We start from the raw sequence: 17,006 nt of genomic DNA, 5'->3' as shown, positions 1-17,006 counted from the left end.
CGCCCTGCGACCCGCGGTCGGAATGCACGATGCAGCCGGCGACGTCGACGCCTAGCGCTGCGCGGGCGGTGACCGCGTTGTTCAGCGCCTGCACGGCCAGGCGGGACTTCATGCGGGCATCGATGGAGTAGCCGACGATCCGGCCGGACCAGAGGTCCTTGACCGCGCACAGGTAGAGCTTGCCCTCGCCGGTGGGGTGTTCGGTAATGTCGGTCAGCCACACCTGGTTCGGTCCCTTGGCGGTGAAGTCGCGTTCGACGAGGTCGTCGTGGGCGGGTGGTCCCGGCTTCTTCCCGTTGGCGCCTCGTTTCTTCCCGAACGCGCTCCACCAGCGGTTGGCAGAGGTGATCCGCCAGGCGGTGCGGTCCGCCATCACCTGACCGGCGTCGCGGGCCTCGTCGGCCAGCAGACGGTGCCCGAACTCCGGGTCGTCACGGTGAGCGTCGAACAATGCGTTGGCCCGATACGCGGCGACGAGCTCTCGCTCGCCGATCGGATGGGTGAGCCAGCGGTAGTAGGGCTGGCGGGCGAGCTTGAGGACCCGGCACGTCACCGCGACGGGGATCCCGTCGGCGGCGAGCTCACGCACGAGCGGGTACATCATTTTCCCGGCAGGTTCGCCTGCGACAGATACGCCGCTGCCCGGCGCAAGACCTCGTTCTCCTGCTCCAGCAGCCGGATCCGTCCAGCGACGCCCCACGGCGTCACAGATCAGATGTCACCTACTCGTGCAGCAGTCCCCTCGTTGACGTGCTGGTCGAGCTCGGCGGCCATCCGGGAGACCTGGGACTTCGAGAGTCCGTCGATGCCCAGGGTTTTGACGAGCTTGTCCATTCGGCGGGTGGACACCCCGGCGAGGTAGCAGTCCGCGACCACGGTGATCAGGGCGGTCTCGGCTCGTTTGCGGCGCTCCAGGAGCCATTCGGGGAAGTAGGAGCCGGTGCGCAGTTTCGGGACGGCGACGTCGACGGTGCCGACGCGGGTGTCGAGGGGTCGGTGGCGGTAGCCGTTGCGTTGCGCGAGCCGGTCGGCCGAGGGCTGGCCCCATTCGGCTCCGCAGACCTGGTCGGCGTCAGCGGACAGGAGGGCGTTGATCAGGGTCTGCAGGAGGGTGCGCATCATGTCGGGCGAGGCCTGGGTGAGCAGGTTGCCCAGCACGTGGGCGGGGTCGACAATGTGTGGAGCGGTCATCGTGGTGATGTCCCTTTCGAGAGAGCTGTGAGAGGTGAACTCGAAGGATCCCACGGTGACCGCGCCATCGTCTTCCGACTCGGCCACCGGGGCTACACCACTATGAGGGACTTAACTCCGGCGCGGACGCCCGACTCTGGGCATGAGCGCGATGAAACCCTCTCGGCATGAGCGACCCTCATCGACCGTGCGGCTGGTTGTCATGGCGCCGTCTTCATCCGGTTCGGAGCCAGGGCGGAATCATTGGCCTTGCGCGCGTCGGCACCGTCCCCTCCGTCGCACGTTCGCCGCACGAAACAATCCAGATCGAAGCCGATTCGGCGTACTTCGAAGTCAAACGGATTTCAAAGGAGGTTCAAGTCCTCTCTCGGACACACTGGAAACCCCCGGTGATCAGCGGAAACGCAGATCACCGGGGGTTTTGCTTTTCTCTACGCGTGCCTCGCTCACCAGGTGGGTCGCAGCGGGAAGCCGTTGGTGCCGTCGTCGGTGGCACGCACCGCGAGAACGTGGTGCAACTGGACGTGGTTGCGTTCGAAACTCAGCCTGGAACCGGCCATGTAGAGGCCCCAGGCACGGGCCTTCGTATCCCCCACCTCCGCCACGCAGGCATCCCAGTGGTCGACGAGGTTGCGGCACCAGGCGGCGAGCGTGAGGGCATAGTGCGGGCGGAAGTTCTCCTCGTGGATGACCTCGAACCCGGCGTCCTGGGCGTCCCTGATGATGATGCCGGACCCGCTCATCTCGCCGTCGGGGAAGATGTAGCGGTCCAGGAACGGACCCACCGGCTCGCGGCGGTTGTGGGAATGCGTGATGCAGTGGTTCAGGAGCCGGCCCTCCGGCCGGAGTCGATCCCGCAGGAACGCGAAGTAGGTGGGGTAATTCTTCACGCCGATGTGTTCCGTCAGCCCGATCGAACTCACGGCGTCGAAGCCACTCTCGGTCACGTCGCGGTAGTCGCCGTGCCTGACCTCGGCGAGGTCAGCGAGCCCCTCCCGCGCGATGGCTTCGGTGGCCCAGAGCGCCTGCTGGCGCGACAGCGTCACCCCCACAGACCGCACGCCGTAATGCTGCGCCGCGTGGCGCACCATGCCGCCCCAGCCGCAGCCGACGTCGAGCAGCCGCATTCCGGCGCGCAGCCCCAGCTTGCGGCAGATCAGGTCGTACTTCTCCGCCTGCGCCTCCTCCAGCGTCGCGTCCTGCCTGGGATAGACGGCGCAGGTGTAGGTCATCGACGGGCCGAGGACATGCTCGTAGAAGGTGTTGGAGACGTCGTAGTGATGCGAGATGGCGTCCGAATCGCGGGCCTTCGAGTGGCGCAACCCCTTGGCGAGACGCCGCCAGCGTGGCGGGTACTCCAGCGGGGGCGGCGGGGGCGGCTTGAGCGTTTCGAGCCCGAGAGAGCGCGCCAGTTCGAGCGCCTCGGGGGCGCTGGGCAGCCGGAACGCCACCTGGTCCTGGATGAGCTTGAGGATCTCGTAGGGGTCGCCCGGGTGCACGCCCCGCAGCTCGAGGTCACCGGCGAGGTACGCCCTCACCATGCCGAGTTCGCCGGGGGCGGTCAGCAGGTACGCGAGTCCGCGCCGGGTGCGGAGCGCCAGGCCGAGCTCCGAGTCCTCCGGTCCCGTGGCGCTCCCGTCCGATGCCGTGAATCTCAGGGGCATGCCCTCGCGCAGCAGCGACGCGACCGCGTCGGCGATGGGCATCCGTGCGTTCAGGTTCTGTTTCATCGTTCCTCCACCGCCTTCTCGTACAGGCTGGTCAGCCGGTTGTCAGGGTCATAACGGGCCTTCACCGCGGCGAGATTCGCGCCACCATACAGACGCTGGAACGTGTCCCGGTCGTAGAAGGCCTCGGAGTAGAGCGACTTGTGGCCTCCCAGCGCCTGCACCTTCTCTTCGATCGCCCTGTTGCGCGGCGCGAGCGGCGCATCCGGTCCGACGGGCACCGCGCCCCAGAAGCCCACGTTGACGTAGGTGGTGCCCCCGCGCAGGGGGTAGGTCGGCCAGGGCCGGGCGCCGGGTCCGCCCGTCGACCTCAGGCGCAGGGGGCAGAGCCACACCGGCCGCATCCCGACGGCCCCGTCGAACCAGGTGAGGAACTCCCCCACCCGCTCCACCGGCACCTCGACGTCCTGGATCACGCGTTCCTGCCGCGGGCGGTGGGCCAGTGCGTCCAGCCGCTCGCTGAAGCGGGTGCGACGGTCGAGCCCGACCAGCCGGTGGTAGACATCGGAGCGGCGCCAGCGACGGGGCCACAGCCTGCGGACCAACGGGTGCTGGACGCCGAACGCGCGCGAGCACCAGAACCAGTCCGTGTCCCACCGCCAGAGGTAGTCGTAGCCGGTGAGACGGTCGGTGGAGAGGCTCCGGATGGAGCGGTAGTAGATCTGTTGACCGGTGTAGTCGCTGACAGGGCCGGAGGGCGCGTCGGCCCAGGTGGCGAGGGTGAGGTAGTACTCCCCCGGCGCGAAGGCCACGCCGTCGAGGCCGTCGACCGCGGTGCCGTCGTGGGAGCGGGTCGCGCAGATCTCGGCGATGGTGGCGGCCAGTGAGTCGGTGTCGCTGAAGCGCAGGTGACGCAGTGCGACGAAGGCGGGTGCCGGCTCGAGTTCGATCACGAGGCGGGTGACGTAGCCCAGGGAACCGTAGGAGTTCGGCACGGCATCGAAGAGGTCGTCGCCGGGCCTTGTCGTGACCACCTCGCCGGCCCCGGTGAAGACGTCCATCTCGAGGACGGACTCGTGCGGCATGCCGTTGCGGAAGCTCGTGGACTCGATACCGAGCCCGCTCACCGCACCACCGATGCTGATCGTCCGCAACTGCGGGACGACCAGCGGCATCAGCCCGTGGGCGAGCGTGGCGTCCACGAGGGTTTCGTAGGTGCACATGCCCTGGACTTCCGCCGTGCGCGTCACGGGGTCGACGGCCAGTACCCCGGTGAGGCCGGAAACGTCCAGTCCGGGAGCTGTCATGCCGGCTCTCGGACGGAACAGGTTCGACGTGGGCTTGGCGAGGCGCACCGGCGAGCCTGCCGGGATCGCCTCGTACGACGATCGCAGCCTCGCTATTGCCTGGTCATGCTCCGTCCGGACAGGTGCTGCTGCCACGAGGCCACAGTAACCCGGAGCCTCTCGTGTATCTGCCCGGACGGAGAATCCGTAGCCCTTTCGCTTTCGCCACTCAGGCCGACGCTACGCTCGGCGAGAGGGGACTTTGAGTGAAGGAGAGCCTCATGGCAACGTTGGCAATCGTCGGGGCAGGGCCCGGTCTGGGCGCCGCGGTCGCGCGCAGGTTCGGGCGCGAAGGATTCTCGGTGGCGCTCATCTCGCGCGACCAGTCGAAGCTGGACGCGCTGGCGTCCGCGCTCGCCGACGACGGCGTGACCGCGCGCGGATACGCAGCCGATGTCCGCGATGCCGCGTCCCTCGAGGCCGCGCTGTCGGCAGCGGCTGACGAGCTGGGTCCGATCACCGCTCTGCAGTACAGCCCACTCCCGTCCCGGTCATACCTGGAACCCGTCCTCGACCTCACCCCCGAACTGGCGCTCGAGGCGCTGCGCTTCTCAGCGTTGGGCCTCATCACGGCCGCACGTGCAGTTCTGCCTGCGATGCGCGCCGCGGGCGGCGGCACGATCATCCTGATCAACGGTGGCACCTCGGTGAAGGCCCGGGCGGGCTTCTCGGGCACGTCGGTGGCCTTCCCGGCCGAGAGCGCGTACGGCGAGATGCTGCATGAGGCGCTGGCCGACGAGGGCGTCCGCGTCGTTCAGTTGGTGATCCCCGGCTCCATCCCCAAGCTGAAGGTCGCCGACGGCGTCGACGGGGTCGCGGAGCGCATCTGGCAAGTCCACACAACACCGGGTGAATTCAGGACGATGCTCATCCCACTCGAGGAGGGGCGCGAGTAGCGCCCGATCCCGGGCGCGGTGCATAGAGTGGGCGCATGGCCGTTCCAGTCACGCTCGCGATCCTCGGCGCCTCAGGCGACCTCGCCACCCGCCTCCTCCTGCCCGGTCTGGGGACCCTCCTCGAGACCAACCCCGAGTACGACGTGACCCTGGTGGGGTGCGCCGCCGATGAGTTGTCCCAGGAGGAGTGGGTTGGGCGCGTCCGCGGGGCGCTGGGTGGCCGGTGCGCCAAGGCGAGCGTCGAACGGGTGATCGCCACCACGCGCTACGAACAGCTCGACCTCACCGACGCCGGCGCCCTGCGCACCCTGCTCGATGGCCTCGGGGACGCACCGGTGCTCTACCTGGCGCTCCCGCCCCGGATCTCGATCGAGCTCTGCAAGGCCTTGACCACCCTCGAGATTCCGCCGGGGCTCCGGCTCGCCCTGGAGAAGCCGTTCGGCTCCAGCCTGGAAACCGCCCGCGAACTCAACGGGGTGCTCGCCGGCCTCGTGCCGGAGAACCAGCTCTTCCGCATCGATCACTTCCTCGGTAAATCGGTGGTGCTCAATCTCCTCGGGCTCCGCTTCACCAACCGCATCTTCGAGCATGCCTGGAACAACCAGAACATCGAGAGCGTCGACATCACCGTCGACGAGGTGCTGGCGCTCGAGGGCCGCGCCGGCTACTACGACGGTGCGGGCGCGCTCCGCGACATGATCCAGAGCCACCTCCTGCTGGTCCTGGCCCTGTTCGCGATGGAGGAGCCGCCGTCGCTCAACGAGCGCGACGTCCGCGACCTCATCGCCCTGATGCTCCGGCACACCCACGTGTGGGATGACGACCCGGTGGCCTCCTCCCGTCGCGCGCGGTACACGGCCGGCCAGATCGGCGGCGAGGCTGTCCCGAACTACGTCGACGAGCCGGGTGTCGACGCCTCGCGGAACACCGAGACGCTGGCGGAACTCACCGTGAGGATCAACACGGACCGGTGGGCCGGTGTCCCGTTCCGGTTGCGCAGCGGCAAGGCGCTCGGCGACGCCCGCAACGGCATCACCGTGGCTTTCCGTCCGGTGGACCACGTGCCGGAGGGCTTCACGGAGGCGCCGCCGAACGTGCTGAGCATCGGCATGAAACCCGCCAACATCAGGCTGGGGCTGTCGACCAACGCTGAGTCCAACCGCTTCCAGTTGGACCAGTCGGTGCTCTCGACGGACCTCGCGGAGAGCCCGCTCAAGCCCTACGGCGAAATCCTCGACTCCATCTTCCGCGGCGACCCGCTCCTGACCGTGCGCGGTGACGTGGCCGAGGAATGTTGGCGGATCGTGCAACCGGTCATTCACGCCTGGCAGCAGGGCCTGGTGCCCTTGGATGAGTATGTGGCGGGAGGAGCAGGGCCGACGCGCTGGAACGCGTGACCCGGACTTCGGGGCGGAAGCACCGTTGGGCCCCAGATGTCCTTCAGCGCGGCCCGTTCCCATCGCTCGACGCTCGAGTTCACGTGCGCAGTTCAACTGCATGGGATTCACCGCTTCCACACTCTTCGACGGGAAGTCCAGCAGCGCATCGGCGGCACCTTCCAACAAGTCCACAAGTGACGGAAACAGTTCGGGACGCCTGGCGGACACAGCACGAAGGGTAGGGGCGTAGTTTGGCTCAATGACGCAACCTTCCGATGTTTCCCCGACCCCGCCGGGCTGGAAGCGGGCCCTCGGCATCCTGGGGATCGTCGCTCACCTCGTGGTGGGCTACATCTACCTGACAGTGGGGCTTGTCACCCCTATGCCGTGGCTCCTGGGCTTCTGGGTGATCTGGGCGGTGCTCCTGCTGGTCTGCCTGCGGCTGTTGCGGGACCGTCCGCTGCTTGTCCTCCTGGTCCCAGTTCTGGCGCTCGGCATCCTCATCGGCGGGCTGTCGCTTGGTGAGGCTCTGCTGGGATGGAGTGCCTGACCGGGCAGTGCCACGACGAGTCGGCAGTTCGGGAATGCCCGTGGGAGGTGAGACACGTGCGGAAAGTGCTCCAGTGCTCCCTTTGTCACACTTCCCGGGTCGCGCATCGACGTTCGTCAATGCGCCTAAACTGGATGGATGTCCACCGTCCCCGAGTGCGCAACAGCCCCCACCTCGATGATGTCGCCAGAACGAGCAGCGTGTCTGGCCGAACTGTTCAAGGCGCTCTCAGACCCCACGCGGGTACGACTCCTGGCCCACATCGCGGACTCCCCCGACGGCACCGCCTGCGCCTGCCACATCCCGGACACGCTCGGCATCAGCCAGCCGACGTTGTCACACCACCTGAAGAAGTTGACGGCCGCCGGCCTGGTGACGCGCGAGCAGCGGGGGCGTTGGGCGCACTACACGGCGGCCAGCGACGTGCTGGAAGTGGCCCGCGAGTTCCTGGGCACCACCACTGAGGACGCGGCCCGGTGCTGCTGACGGGCCGCTCCCCCAGTTCAGCGTGCGGCGCTCAAGCCGGCCAGCTCGGCACCGATCGGCGGGACCTCCTGCATGACGAGTTGCGCCAGTCTGGGCGCGTCGGCACTCACCTGGGCCAGCGGACCGGCCTCGTTCGCCGCCCGCTGCATGAGCAGCGGTGACGAGGTGCCGGTCTGGGACAGGGTCTGGTTGACCACCCAGGCCCAGGGCGCGATCCCCGCTCGAGACAGGTCTTCGACGAGGCCCTGCGCCTCCAGCACCGGGGTCGTCTCCGCGGTGGTGACGATGACCAGCTTCGTGTAGTCAGGGTCCTGGAGCCGCATGAGCGGTGTGGTGAACCTGGCACTGCCCAACCCGCGGGCCACCTCCCGGTGGTACGAACCGGTGGCATCCATCAGCAACAGGGTGTGCCCGGTGGGCGCGGTGTCCATCACCACGAACCGCTTGTCCGCCTGCCCGATCGCCTTCGAGAAGGCCTGGAAGACCGCGATCTCCTCCGTGCACGGCGATTTGAGGTCCTCCTCCAGCGCAGCGCGACCGGCCGCGTCGAGGTTCTTACCCTTCGTGGCCATCACCCGGTCCCGGTAGTCCTGGGTGGCCCGGTCCGGGTCGATGCTGGTGACCTCGATCCCCGCCGCGTCCATGCCGACGGTCCGGTCCAGATGCGCGGCCGGGTCCGTCGTCGTCAGCAGTACGTCCTTACCCCGATCGGCGAGCGCGACGGCGAGTGCAGCGGCAACGGTCGTCTTGCCGACGCCGCCCTTGCCCATACACATCACGAGGCCCTTGTCCGCGCTGACCAGCTCGTCGACCAGGGCGCCGAGCCCCGGGGCGCCGGCCGCTGGCTGGCCGGCCGCCACGGCCGCGGGCGGATCCGCCGGGCCGAACATGCGGCGCAGCGCGTCGACGCCCACCATGTTGGTGGCCCTGAGGGGCAAGGTGTCGAGCTCGAGCCGCTGCAGCCCGAGGGGCAACTGCTCCAGCGCCTGCGCCTCGCGGGCACGGATGGCGTCGGCGAGCGCATCGTGGATCTCCTCCGGGGGCAGGACTCCGTTGACGACGAGGTGGCTGGCATGAATGCCGACGGTGGCCAGTTCGAGCAGTGCCCGCTCAGCCTCGTCGAGGCTGGACTGATCGGCCCGGGCGACCAGGATGATCCGGGTGCGCTCCGGGCTCGCCAGGGCCTCGACGGCCGCAGCGTAGGTGCCGCGGGCCTTGTCCAACCCGGACATCGGCCCGAGGCACGAAGCGTCGCCCAGCCCCTCGTCGAGGAACCCCGTCCATTCGCCGGGCAGTTCCAGCAGCCGGATGGTGTGTCCCGTGGGGGCGGTGTCGAAGATCACGTGGTCGTAGGCCGCCGTCCGGGCGGGTTCTGCCAGCAGTTCGGTGAACTCGTTGAACGAGGCCACTTCCGTCGTGCACGACCCCGACAGCTGCTCGGTGGCCGCCGCAAGATCCTCGGGCTTCAGGAAGTCGCGCACCGGGGCGAGGGTCCGCTCCCGGTAGCGGTGGGCAGCCTCCTCAGGATCGATCTCAATGGCATCGAGCCCGGGGACGGCCGGCACAGACACGACGCGGTGCCCCACCTCGACGCCGAACACCTGTCCGACGTTGGACGCAGGGTCGGTGGAAATCAGCAGGACACGCCTGCCCTCATCCGCCAGCCGCGTGGCCAGGGCGCACGCCACACTGGTCTTCCCCACCCCGCCCTTACCGGTGAGGAACACGTTGCGGGGCAGGTCCGTGAGGAACCTCATGAGCAGCATCCGCCTCCGCCACAGCAGCCGCCCTCACCAGCGGTGGCAGCCGTGAGGCCCAGATCCGGGTGTTCGTCGACGCCGGCGAATCGCGCCAGCTCCGAGCGGTCCGGGTAACGGCCGGTGAGGACGGTGGTGCCGCCCACGACGACCAGCGGTAGGCCGTCAATGCCGGCCACCCGCATGAATTCCTTGGCCGCCTCTTCCTCTGCGAAGGCTGCCGGGTCCGACGCCAGGTTCGCCCTTGTCACCGCACCCCCACGCTCCTTCAGCCAGGCGACGTCCGCAGCGAAGTCCACCAGTGTCTGGTCCACGTCGGTGCCACAGACACCGGTGTTGCAGCACAGCGGCGGTTCAAAGACCTTGATCGCGTTCATCATGAGACTCCCTTGTATTGATGCACATCGATATGATTCTCTGAGCATACAACTCGTCGAGCAGAGACTCGCCCCGCCCCTGAGAAAGTGGAAATGATGCCCGAGACCAAGCCCCACCTCCTGTTCGTGTGCGTCAAGAACGGCGGCAAATCGCAGATGGCAGCCGCCCTCGCCCGCCAGTTCGGCGGTGACGCCGTGGAGGTCACGTCAGCGGGCACGAAGCCCGGATCATCCCTCAACGAGGCGTCCGTCGAAGCACTCGCGGAGGTGGGGGCCTCCATGGAGGGCGAGTCGCCGAAGCAACTCACCGACGACATGCTGAGGGCCGCCACCCACGTCATCCTCGTCGGAACCGAGGCGCAGGTTGAGCCGGTCCCCGGCATGACCGCCCCCGTCGAGGTCTGGGACACAGACGAGCCGAGCCTCCGCGGCATCGAGGGCGAGGAGCGGATGCGGCTGGTCCGCGAGGACATCTTCACCAGGGTGGCCGAACTGGTCCTCGAGGCGACCGGGCAGAACCGTGCAGACCTCGAGCGGTACCGCGGCATCGTCGGCGACCTGGCACGGCACTATGACGGCATCTTCAGCTACGACGAGGTGCGCGCCGCCGTTCGCACGGCCCACGCCGAACTGGCAGCCACCACCAAGGCACCCCAGTTCCTGCCGCTCTTCGTGGAGCGGTTCGCGCACGACAAGCTCCGCGCTGCAGCGAAGGCCAAGGGACAGCCCACCGACGGCAAGCCGGAATTGCTGTTCGTCTGCGTCCAGAACGCGGGACGCTCGCAGATGGCCGCTGCCATGGCAAAGCACTTCTCCGATGGCCGGGTCAACGTGCGCTCGGGAGGATCCAGGCCTGCGGGCAAGCTCAACCCGGACGCCGAGGCAGTCCTGGCCGAGCGTGGCATGGATGCCACCTACCTGTTCTCCAAGCCGCTCACCAACGACGCCGTGGAGGCCTCGGACGTCGTGATCACCATGGGCTGCGGCGACGAGTGCCCGTTCTACCCCGGGAAGCGCTACGAGGACTGGGCGGTCGAGGATCCCAACGGCCGCCCCATCGAGGACGTCCGGCGGATCGCGGACGACCTCGAGACCAGGGTGAAGGCGCTGCTGAGCGACCTCGGCGTGCTCGAGCGTCAGTGACCCGCACCACCCGCAACCGGGTTTGACCCGCAGGGAGGATGACCCCTAAGTTCATATCGATTTTCATCGATACATAGAGGTGGACCATGGTCCTGGCGGCAGCAATCTTCGTGGCGACTCTCGTGCTGGTCATCTGGCGACCCCGCGGACTGGGCATCGGGTGGACAGCGTTGGGAGGAGCCGCCGTCGCGCTGGCCACCGGCGTGGTCCACCTGTCAGACGTTCCGACGGTCTGGGGCATCGTGTGGAACGCCACGCTGACCTTCGTGGCGGTCATCGTCATCTGTTCGATCCTCGACGAAGCAGGCTTCTTCGAATGGTCGGCGCTCCACCTGTCACGGTGGGCCCGCGGCCGCGGCGACGTCCTGTTCAACCTCATCGTGGTGCTGGGCGCGGGCATCGCTGCGCTGTTCGCCAACGACGGTGCGGCCCTGACGCTCACGCCCATCGTGTTCCAACTGATCATCGCGCTGAAATTCAGCCCGCGCGTCGCCTTCGGGCTGGTCATCGCCACCGGGTTCATCGCTGACACCACCAGCCTGCCGCTGGTGGTCTCCAACCTGGTCAACATCGTGATCGCCGACTACTTCCGCATCGGCTTCGCGCGCTACGCCCTGGTCATGGTGCCCGTCGCGCTCGTCTCGCTGGGCGCCAGCCTCGTTGTCCTGCGCCTCTTCTTCCGCAGGTCCATCCCGGGCGCCTACGACGTGTCGGCGCTGCGCCGCCCCGAGGAGGCCATCCGGGACCGCCCCACCTTCCTCGCGGGAGTCGTGGTGCTCGCCGTCCTCCTGCTCGGCTACTTCGCCGCCGATCCCCTCGGGGTGCCCGTGGCTGCAGTGGCCAGCACCTGCGCCGTCGTCATCTCGTTGGTCGCGGCCCGGCAGCCCCGCGCGCTGTTCAGCGTGCTCCTGCCGGCTGCCCCGTCGGCCGACACCCACGCGGAGGATGCCGACGAGCTGCTCAGCGTCGGTGCGGGACATGTCGCCACGGACCTCCCCGCCGCGCCGGCCGGCCACGCCTCGCCCACCCCGCCAACTGCGGCCACTTCCGGCGCGCTGCGTCCCATCATCGACGTCTGGACCGTGGTGCGGTCCGCGCCGTGGCAGATCGTCCTGTTCAGCCTGGGCATGTATCTCGTCGTCTACGGCTTGCGCAACGCCGGCCTGACCGATCACCTCGGCCAGCTGCTGGCATGGGTGGCGGGCCATGGGCACACCGCCGCCGCCGTCGGCACGGGCTTCCTCGTGGCGGTCATGTCCTCCGTCATGAACAACATGCCCACCACCCTGATCGCCGCCCTCGGGATCGACGCGGCAGGGGTCACCGGCCTGACCAGGGAACTGATGGCCTACGCAGCCGTCATCGGCGCCGACCTCGGACCCAAGATCACCCCCATCGGCAGCCTGGCGACCCTGCTGTGGTTGTCGGTCCTGGACAAGAAGGGCATGCACATCGGGTGGGGCACGTACTTCAAGGTGGGCGTCGTGCTGACCGTGCCGGTGCTCGCCGTCACGCTGCTGGCGCTGGCGGGGTGGCTCACCGTGCTCAGCCTGTGACGGAAGGCCGCGCCACCAGGTTGCGTCAGGCTTCGGTACGCTTGCCCAATACCCTCCCCCGGACACAGGAGTCACCCATGGGCATTCTCAACAAGCTGTTCGGCCGATCTTCGGCCAACGACGACGCCCCGGTGACGCTGTCCACCTTCGACACCGATGCGGTCCGCGTGAAGATCGACGAACTGATCGGCTCCCTGGGCGAGCTCGCGGACGCGATGGACACCGAGGACGCGCCCCTGTCCAACCCCGGTTGGCGCGGGCGGCTCCGCGACGTGCGCAACGCGCGTGGCGAACTGCGTCTGCTGTCCCGCAGGTCCCAGTTCACCAAGGACGATCTTTACGAGGTGCTGACCACCGTCCGGCCCCTGTACCGCGGTGAACCGCCGAAGGATTTCGCTCACCTCGCGGGCCTCAATGAGCGAGTGGTCAATGGAATCGAAGCGGTCCACCAGGCCGCCAACTGAGCCGGCAGGCACATAGGCGCTCAGGGCACTGAGCGATCGAGCAGCCGACGCATCGTAGCGGCACCGGGATTGAGCTATGAGCCACCCCGGCCTGACTGTCGCCACCGCCCCCTCCATAGAGTGGGACCATGGCGACTTTCGCGGACACCGCTGCAATCAATCTCCGCCTCGGCCTTCTGGGACTTCCCCTCGTCGAGGGCAAGGACTCCCAGGAGGCCCTTAACCTGGTCCGGCCCGTGCTGGCGCGTCAGAGGGAAGCCAACCGGCGCCTCGGGCACCGCCTCCCCGCGGTCGACACCCGGATCCAGAACTTCCTCGATGCCTATCTCGAAGGCGTCGACGCCAAACCCCGGCTCCCCCGCCAGACCCTGGTTCTCGACCAGGCGGGCCTCGCGCGCGAGATGAGCCTCCCCGTCGACGGCGACACCTTCGCCTCCGCGCAACTCACGAGCTACCGCCTCGTCAACGGCATCCTCCACAACCCGGCCAACGACCGCCGCACCACCAAGGGCGTGTTCCACATCGCCGAGGGCGGCCTGCCCATCCAGGACGACAAGATCGCCGTACCCCGCGGCACGTTCGGCAAGCTGTTGGAGCAGGCGTTCAACCCGCCGGCCGACGCAATGATCCTGCCCTACACCTCTGAACAGCCGGAGCAGCCGAAATGCTGGGTTTCGCTGCTCATGCGCCCCATCGTCGTGCCGGAGGTGCCGGGCTACATCCAGCAGAAGTCCATGGAGACCCGGTTCTTCGCCCCGGCCACCCTCATGGCCAACCTCGATTTCGTCGAGGGCATCTTCGGCAACGGCGGCGACCCGTACATCCCGGAGAACGACGCGAGCCTCAACCCCGAGACCTGGACGGGCCACACCGGCGCCGTCATCCTGGCACCGCACCTGACCAGGCTGAAGAAGAAGGACCTCGGGCTACCCCACTGGGACGACGCCACCGAGCGCCAGCGCCGTGACGGCATGTGTTGGAAGGACGAGGACGAGCTCTACAACGGCGGCTCCGCCTTCAAGGCCTGCGCCCGCGATGAGCGTGGCGTCATCGTCACGGTCATCGCCGACAACTACTTCGGCTACTGCAAGAAGGAGGTCAAGGCACAGATCAGCTACGCCGCGAACCTCCTGGGCCTCGTCGAGGAGGAGCACTCGGGCGGCGCCATCGCCTTCCCCCGCTACAACCTGGGCCAGACCTTCACCGCCACCTACACGGACGAGTCCTTCAGGATCGCCGACGTGGTGGCCCGCGACCCCGAGCGCTTCACCGTCCAGCCCGAGGGCCACGCCCTCGATGCCGAGCAGCCGCACGTCATCCTCGTGCCGGAACAGGCGAGCTACTCGCTGCGCGATTCGACGGTGAGCTGGCACATCGACGGTGAGACCCGCACGATCCCGCTGCGCGCCGACGTGCAGTACGTCGGCCCGGACGGCTACCTCGTCGAACTCGGTCACATCGCGGCCGACGGCGACCAGTGGACGCTGCTGGGCACCTCGCCCGTCGCCACGAACTGCCACAAGCCGGCCACGGTGTCCGGCGGCGGCAAGTCCGAGATCTCCAAGTCCATCACCGACGCCTTCGTCTTCGGCAACGCCTACGTCAACGACTTCGTCGAGGACATGGCCGCCGTCGCTGCGATCGTGCACCGCGACTTCTCGACGCGGTTCATCGACCCCGCCGCCGACGACCACCGCCCACTGCTGTCCGACGCGCGCAGCGTGGGCTCCGTGATCAAACTCCTGACCCCCAGCCGCGAGTTCACCGACGAGTACAACGAGTGGCTGGCCACCATCCCCCACCACATCAAGGAACTGGTGTTCGTGGTCAAGCGCTTCTACCGCCCCGAGTGGGGTGGCGACTGGGCCTCCCACTTCTCGGTGGGCCGCATCAACGGTCGCGCCGGTCACGCCATGCGTCTCGACGGCGACAAGATCACCGTCAACATGCTGCGGGTGGGGTTCGCACCGGACGGCTCGTGGCGGCTCTTCGGGCTGCGCCACGACTTCCACCCCTCGGCCAAGGTGCAGACGGAGGACGACATCAGCGCCTCCATCGTCGTGCCGGGTGAAGCGGCCGGGCGCGAGGACGGGTTGTCGCGCAAGTACACCACCAACTGCGAGTCGCTGCTCTTCCAACGGCCCGACGACGCCATCCACCGCGGCTACGACAAGCAGGCGGAGGCCGACATCGCCGGCGGCGCGTTCATCAGCAACTTCGAGCCCCTGACCCCCGACGACGCCAGCGCCCTGGTGGACAACGCGATCGAGTTCTCGAAGTTCACCAAGCCGATGCAGAAGCTCATCCGCCGCATGGCGAAGGGCAACCAGAAGGCCGGCTTCTTCGTCTCCTCCGCCCATCCCAGGATCATCAACGGGGCCCGCTCCAAGAACCCGCGCTACCTGCAGATCCGCTCCGACGTCTCCCGCCCGAGGGCCACCGCAACCGCCGAAATGGTCACCCGCCTCCACCGGTCGCTCCCAATGGACGCGCCGCTGCGCCTCCCCGTCGACATCGTGGCAGCCGGCCGCCGCAACAACGCGGCCGAAGAGGGCGTGCCGCCGCTGTGTTCCTACGCCCCGCTGCACTACATGGAACTGCCTGAGCTGTTCATGGAGTTCATCGCGTCGATGACCGGCAAGTCGCCGTCCACGACGGGCGCGGGCTCCGAGGGTGCGATGACGAAGGGCCCGTTCAACGCGCTGCCCTCCGCCGTGGACCTCAACGCCGCCTTCCTGTCTTTCGCGCTCACCGGGTACGACGGCTGGCTCTCCAGCGCCGGGGTCATCGGCCCCAACGTGCGCGTCGACCATGACATCTCGTTGCTCGTGCCGGAGGTGTTCTGCCGGATGACGCCCGAGGAACGTGACGCGAAGCACCTCATCGGCGAAGGTGCCCTGGAGCGGGTCGAGGACTTCGAGCACAACGGCGAGACGCTGGAGGCCTCCCGCCTCGGCTACCGCATGACCGCGAAGTTCCAGTCGAAGTACTTCGGCCGCATCTTCATGCACCCGCACGTCGTGTTCTCAGAGCCCATGCTGAAGCCTGAACTGCAGGACATCGACGCCTACGCAGAATCAGTGCGCACCATCGTGAAGACGCACCAGCGGGTGGCCCAGTCGTACATCGACGACGGGACCATCGCCCTGGCGGTGCCGCCGATCCGGGCGCTGTTGGAGATCATGGCCACCGGAAGCTCCGCCGAGGGCCTGACGCTGCACGACGAGGCGTTCCGCGCCATGTTCGACCGCGACAACGTGCTGGCCTCCGACTGGTACTTCGAGCGGCTCCGCTCGAAGACCGCTGCTGACGCCAAGTTGGCCGAGATGGCCACCGGCGCGATGCAGCGGTTCATCAGCGAAGAGGTCAACGCCGACGCCGCCCAGCGGCTCTGCATCAGCGAGAAGATCTCGGCGATGCAGTCCAAGCTGAAGAAGGCGTCGGGCCAGGAGGCCGCCGAGGCCCTCCGCGGCACACTGGGCCGCCAGGTCAACTGGCGGTTCTAGCGCGGCTCAATCCGCGACGAGGCCCTCGACGAGTTCATGCGTGAGCTCGTCGAGGGTCTCGAGCGTTGTGGTCCTCGCCAGGAGTTCGGCGGCCGGCGGGTGGAAGTGGGGCGGCACGGCGACCACGGCCATCCCGGCCGCCAGTGCCGACTTGATGCCGTTGGTCGCATCCTCGACTGCCACGGACCGCGTGGGGTCAACGCCGAGCAGTTCACAGGCCCTGAGGTAGCCGTCGGGGGCCGGCTTGCCGCGCTCGACCTCCTCCGTGGAGACACTCACCCGGACGACATCGGCCAGACCCATCACTTCGACCCCGGTGTCGATCAGCAGCCGGGGCGACGAGCTGGCGATGGCGACCGGGTAACACTCAGCCATCCGTCGGACCGCTTCAACTGCTCCGGTGAGCACCGTGATGCCCCTGCGATAAGCCGCCGCCATGCCCTCGATGGTGCGCTGGGCCGCCTCCTCCGGTGCGTACGGAAGCCCCACGACATCGACCAGGTGCCTGGCCCACTCCTGCGTCGACATGCCCATCATCGCCTGGGTCGAGCCGTCCGGCCAGGTCAGCCCGGCGTCGGCGGCGAGCCCGCGACGCACCTGGTCCCAGATCTCCTCGGTGTCCGTGAGCGTGCCGTCCATGTCGAACACGATGGCCTGAGGGCCCATGGGTGTCTCCTAACTCGATGCG

General features: G+C 68.1%; 13 protein-coding genes and 2 pseudogenes. 8 read left to right on the top strand and 7 right to left on the bottom strand.

Annotated features, from left to right (window positions below):
* Positions 1 to 4: 4 nt before the first annotated feature.
* The 4 genes and pseudogenes from ACZK4S_RS06780 to ACZK4S_RS06765 all read right to left on the bottom strand — a co-directional run.
* A pseudogene (locus tag ACZK4S_RS06780) lies at positions 5 to 684 on the bottom strand (DDE-type integrase/transposase/recombinase); the annotation flags it as partial.
* A 63-nt stretch (positions 685 to 747) separates the two neighbouring features.
* Positions 748 to 1,191: pseudogene (locus tag ACZK4S_RS06775) on the bottom strand (transposase); the annotation flags it as partial.
* A 446-nt stretch (positions 1,192 to 1,637) separates the two neighbouring features.
* Complete coding sequence (locus tag ACZK4S_RS06770) at positions 1,638 to 2,921, bottom strand: class I SAM-dependent methyltransferase (protein ID WP_463643797.1); 1,284 nt, start codon at positions 2,919 to 2,921, stop codon at positions 1,638 to 1,640.
* Positions 2,918 to 4,300, bottom strand: a complete 1,383-nt coding sequence (locus ACZK4S_RS06765; protein ID WP_463643796.1) for an FAD-binding oxidoreductase — start codon at positions 4,298 to 4,300, stop codon at positions 2,918 to 2,920. Before ACZK4S_RS06765 ends, ACZK4S_RS06770 begins: the two co-directional genes overlap by 4 nt.
* A gap of 125 nt (positions 4,301 to 4,425) precedes the next feature.
* On the opposite strand from ACZK4S_RS06765, the gene ACZK4S_RS06760 reads away from it, so the two are divergent.
* The 4 genes from ACZK4S_RS06760 to ACZK4S_RS06745 all read left to right on the top strand — a co-directional run bounded on the left by ACZK4S_RS06760 (position 4,426) and on the right by ACZK4S_RS06745 (position 7,515).
* Positions 4,426 to 5,100: an SDR family NAD(P)-dependent oxidoreductase gene (locus ACZK4S_RS06760; RefSeq protein WP_463643795.1), complete on the top strand. Its 675-nt coding sequence runs from the start codon at positions 4,426 to 4,428 to the stop codon at positions 5,098 to 5,100.
* 35 nt (positions 5,101 to 5,135) lie between these two features.
* Entirely contained in the window at positions 5,136 to 6,497 is a 1,362-nt protein-coding gene (locus tag ACZK4S_RS06755) for a glucose-6-phosphate dehydrogenase (RefSeq protein ID WP_076062291.1), read from the top strand.
* A gap of 241 nt (positions 6,498 to 6,738) precedes the next feature.
* The gene (locus ACZK4S_RS06750) at positions 6,739 to 7,029 is read left to right on the top strand and encodes a hypothetical protein (RefSeq protein ID WP_463643794.1); all 291 of its coding nucleotides are present in this window, start codon (positions 6,739 to 6,741) and stop codon (positions 7,027 to 7,029) included.
* A 138-nt stretch (positions 7,030 to 7,167) separates the two neighbouring features.
* Positions 7,168 to 7,515, top strand: coding sequence for an ArsR/SmtB family transcription factor (locus ACZK4S_RS06745; protein WP_463643793.1), 348 nt, complete (start codon positions 7,168 to 7,170; stop codon positions 7,513 to 7,515).
* 17 nt (positions 7,516 to 7,532) lie between these two features.
* Here the strand turns inward: ACZK4S_RS06745 and arsA are convergent, their stop codons facing one another.
* Together arsA and arsD are read right to left on the bottom strand one after the other, a co-directional pair.
* Positions 7,533 to 9,272: an arsenical pump-driving ATPase gene (gene arsA, locus ACZK4S_RS06740; RefSeq protein WP_463643792.1), complete on the bottom strand. Its 1,740-nt coding sequence runs from the start codon at positions 9,270 to 9,272 to the stop codon at positions 7,533 to 7,535.
* The gene (gene arsD, locus ACZK4S_RS06735) at positions 9,269 to 9,652 is read right to left on the bottom strand and encodes an arsenite efflux transporter metallochaperone ArsD (protein WP_238974199.1); all 384 of its coding nucleotides are present in this window, start codon (positions 9,650 to 9,652) and stop codon (positions 9,269 to 9,271) included. The genes arsA and arsD overlap by 4 nt, the downstream gene beginning before the upstream one ends.
* A 90-nt stretch (positions 9,653 to 9,742) precedes the next feature.
* Between arsD and ACZK4S_RS06730 the strand changes: the two genes are divergently transcribed.
* The 4 genes from ACZK4S_RS06730 to ACZK4S_RS06715 all read left to right on the top strand — a co-directional run bounded on the left by ACZK4S_RS06730 (position 9,743) and on the right by ACZK4S_RS06715 (position 16,318).
* The gene (locus ACZK4S_RS06730; protein ID WP_463643791.1) at positions 9,743 to 10,792 is read left to right on the top strand and encodes an arsenate-mycothiol transferase ArsC; all 1,050 of its coding nucleotides are present in this window, start codon (positions 9,743 to 9,745) and stop codon (positions 10,790 to 10,792) included.
* An 86-nt stretch (positions 10,793 to 10,878) separates the two neighbouring features.
* Complete coding sequence (locus ACZK4S_RS06725; protein ID WP_463643790.1) at positions 10,879 to 12,348, top strand: arsenic transporter; 1,470 nt, start codon at positions 10,879 to 10,881, stop codon at positions 12,346 to 12,348.
* 77 nt (positions 12,349 to 12,425) lie between these two features.
* The gene (locus ACZK4S_RS06720; protein ID WP_463643789.1) at positions 12,426 to 12,812 is read left to right on the top strand and encodes a hypothetical protein; all 387 of its coding nucleotides are present in this window, start codon (positions 12,426 to 12,428) and stop codon (positions 12,810 to 12,812) included.
* 128 nt (positions 12,813 to 12,940) lie between these two features.
* Entirely contained in the window at positions 12,941 to 16,318 is a 3,378-nt protein-coding gene (locus tag ACZK4S_RS06715) for a PPi-type phosphoenolpyruvate carboxykinase family protein (protein WP_463643788.1), read from the top strand.
* Positions 16,319 to 16,324: 6 nt separating this feature from the next.
* Here the strand turns inward: ACZK4S_RS06715 and ACZK4S_RS06710 are convergent, their stop codons facing one another.
* Positions 16,325 to 16,984, bottom strand: coding sequence for an HAD family hydrolase (locus tag ACZK4S_RS06710; RefSeq protein WP_463643787.1), 660 nt, complete (start codon positions 16,982 to 16,984; stop codon positions 16,325 to 16,327).
* Positions 16,985 to 17,006 lie beyond the last annotated feature (22 nt).

The organism is Tessaracoccus zhenghani (genome assembly GCF_055326325.1).
This window is presented reverse-complemented; position numbering and strand designations above follow the sequence as displayed.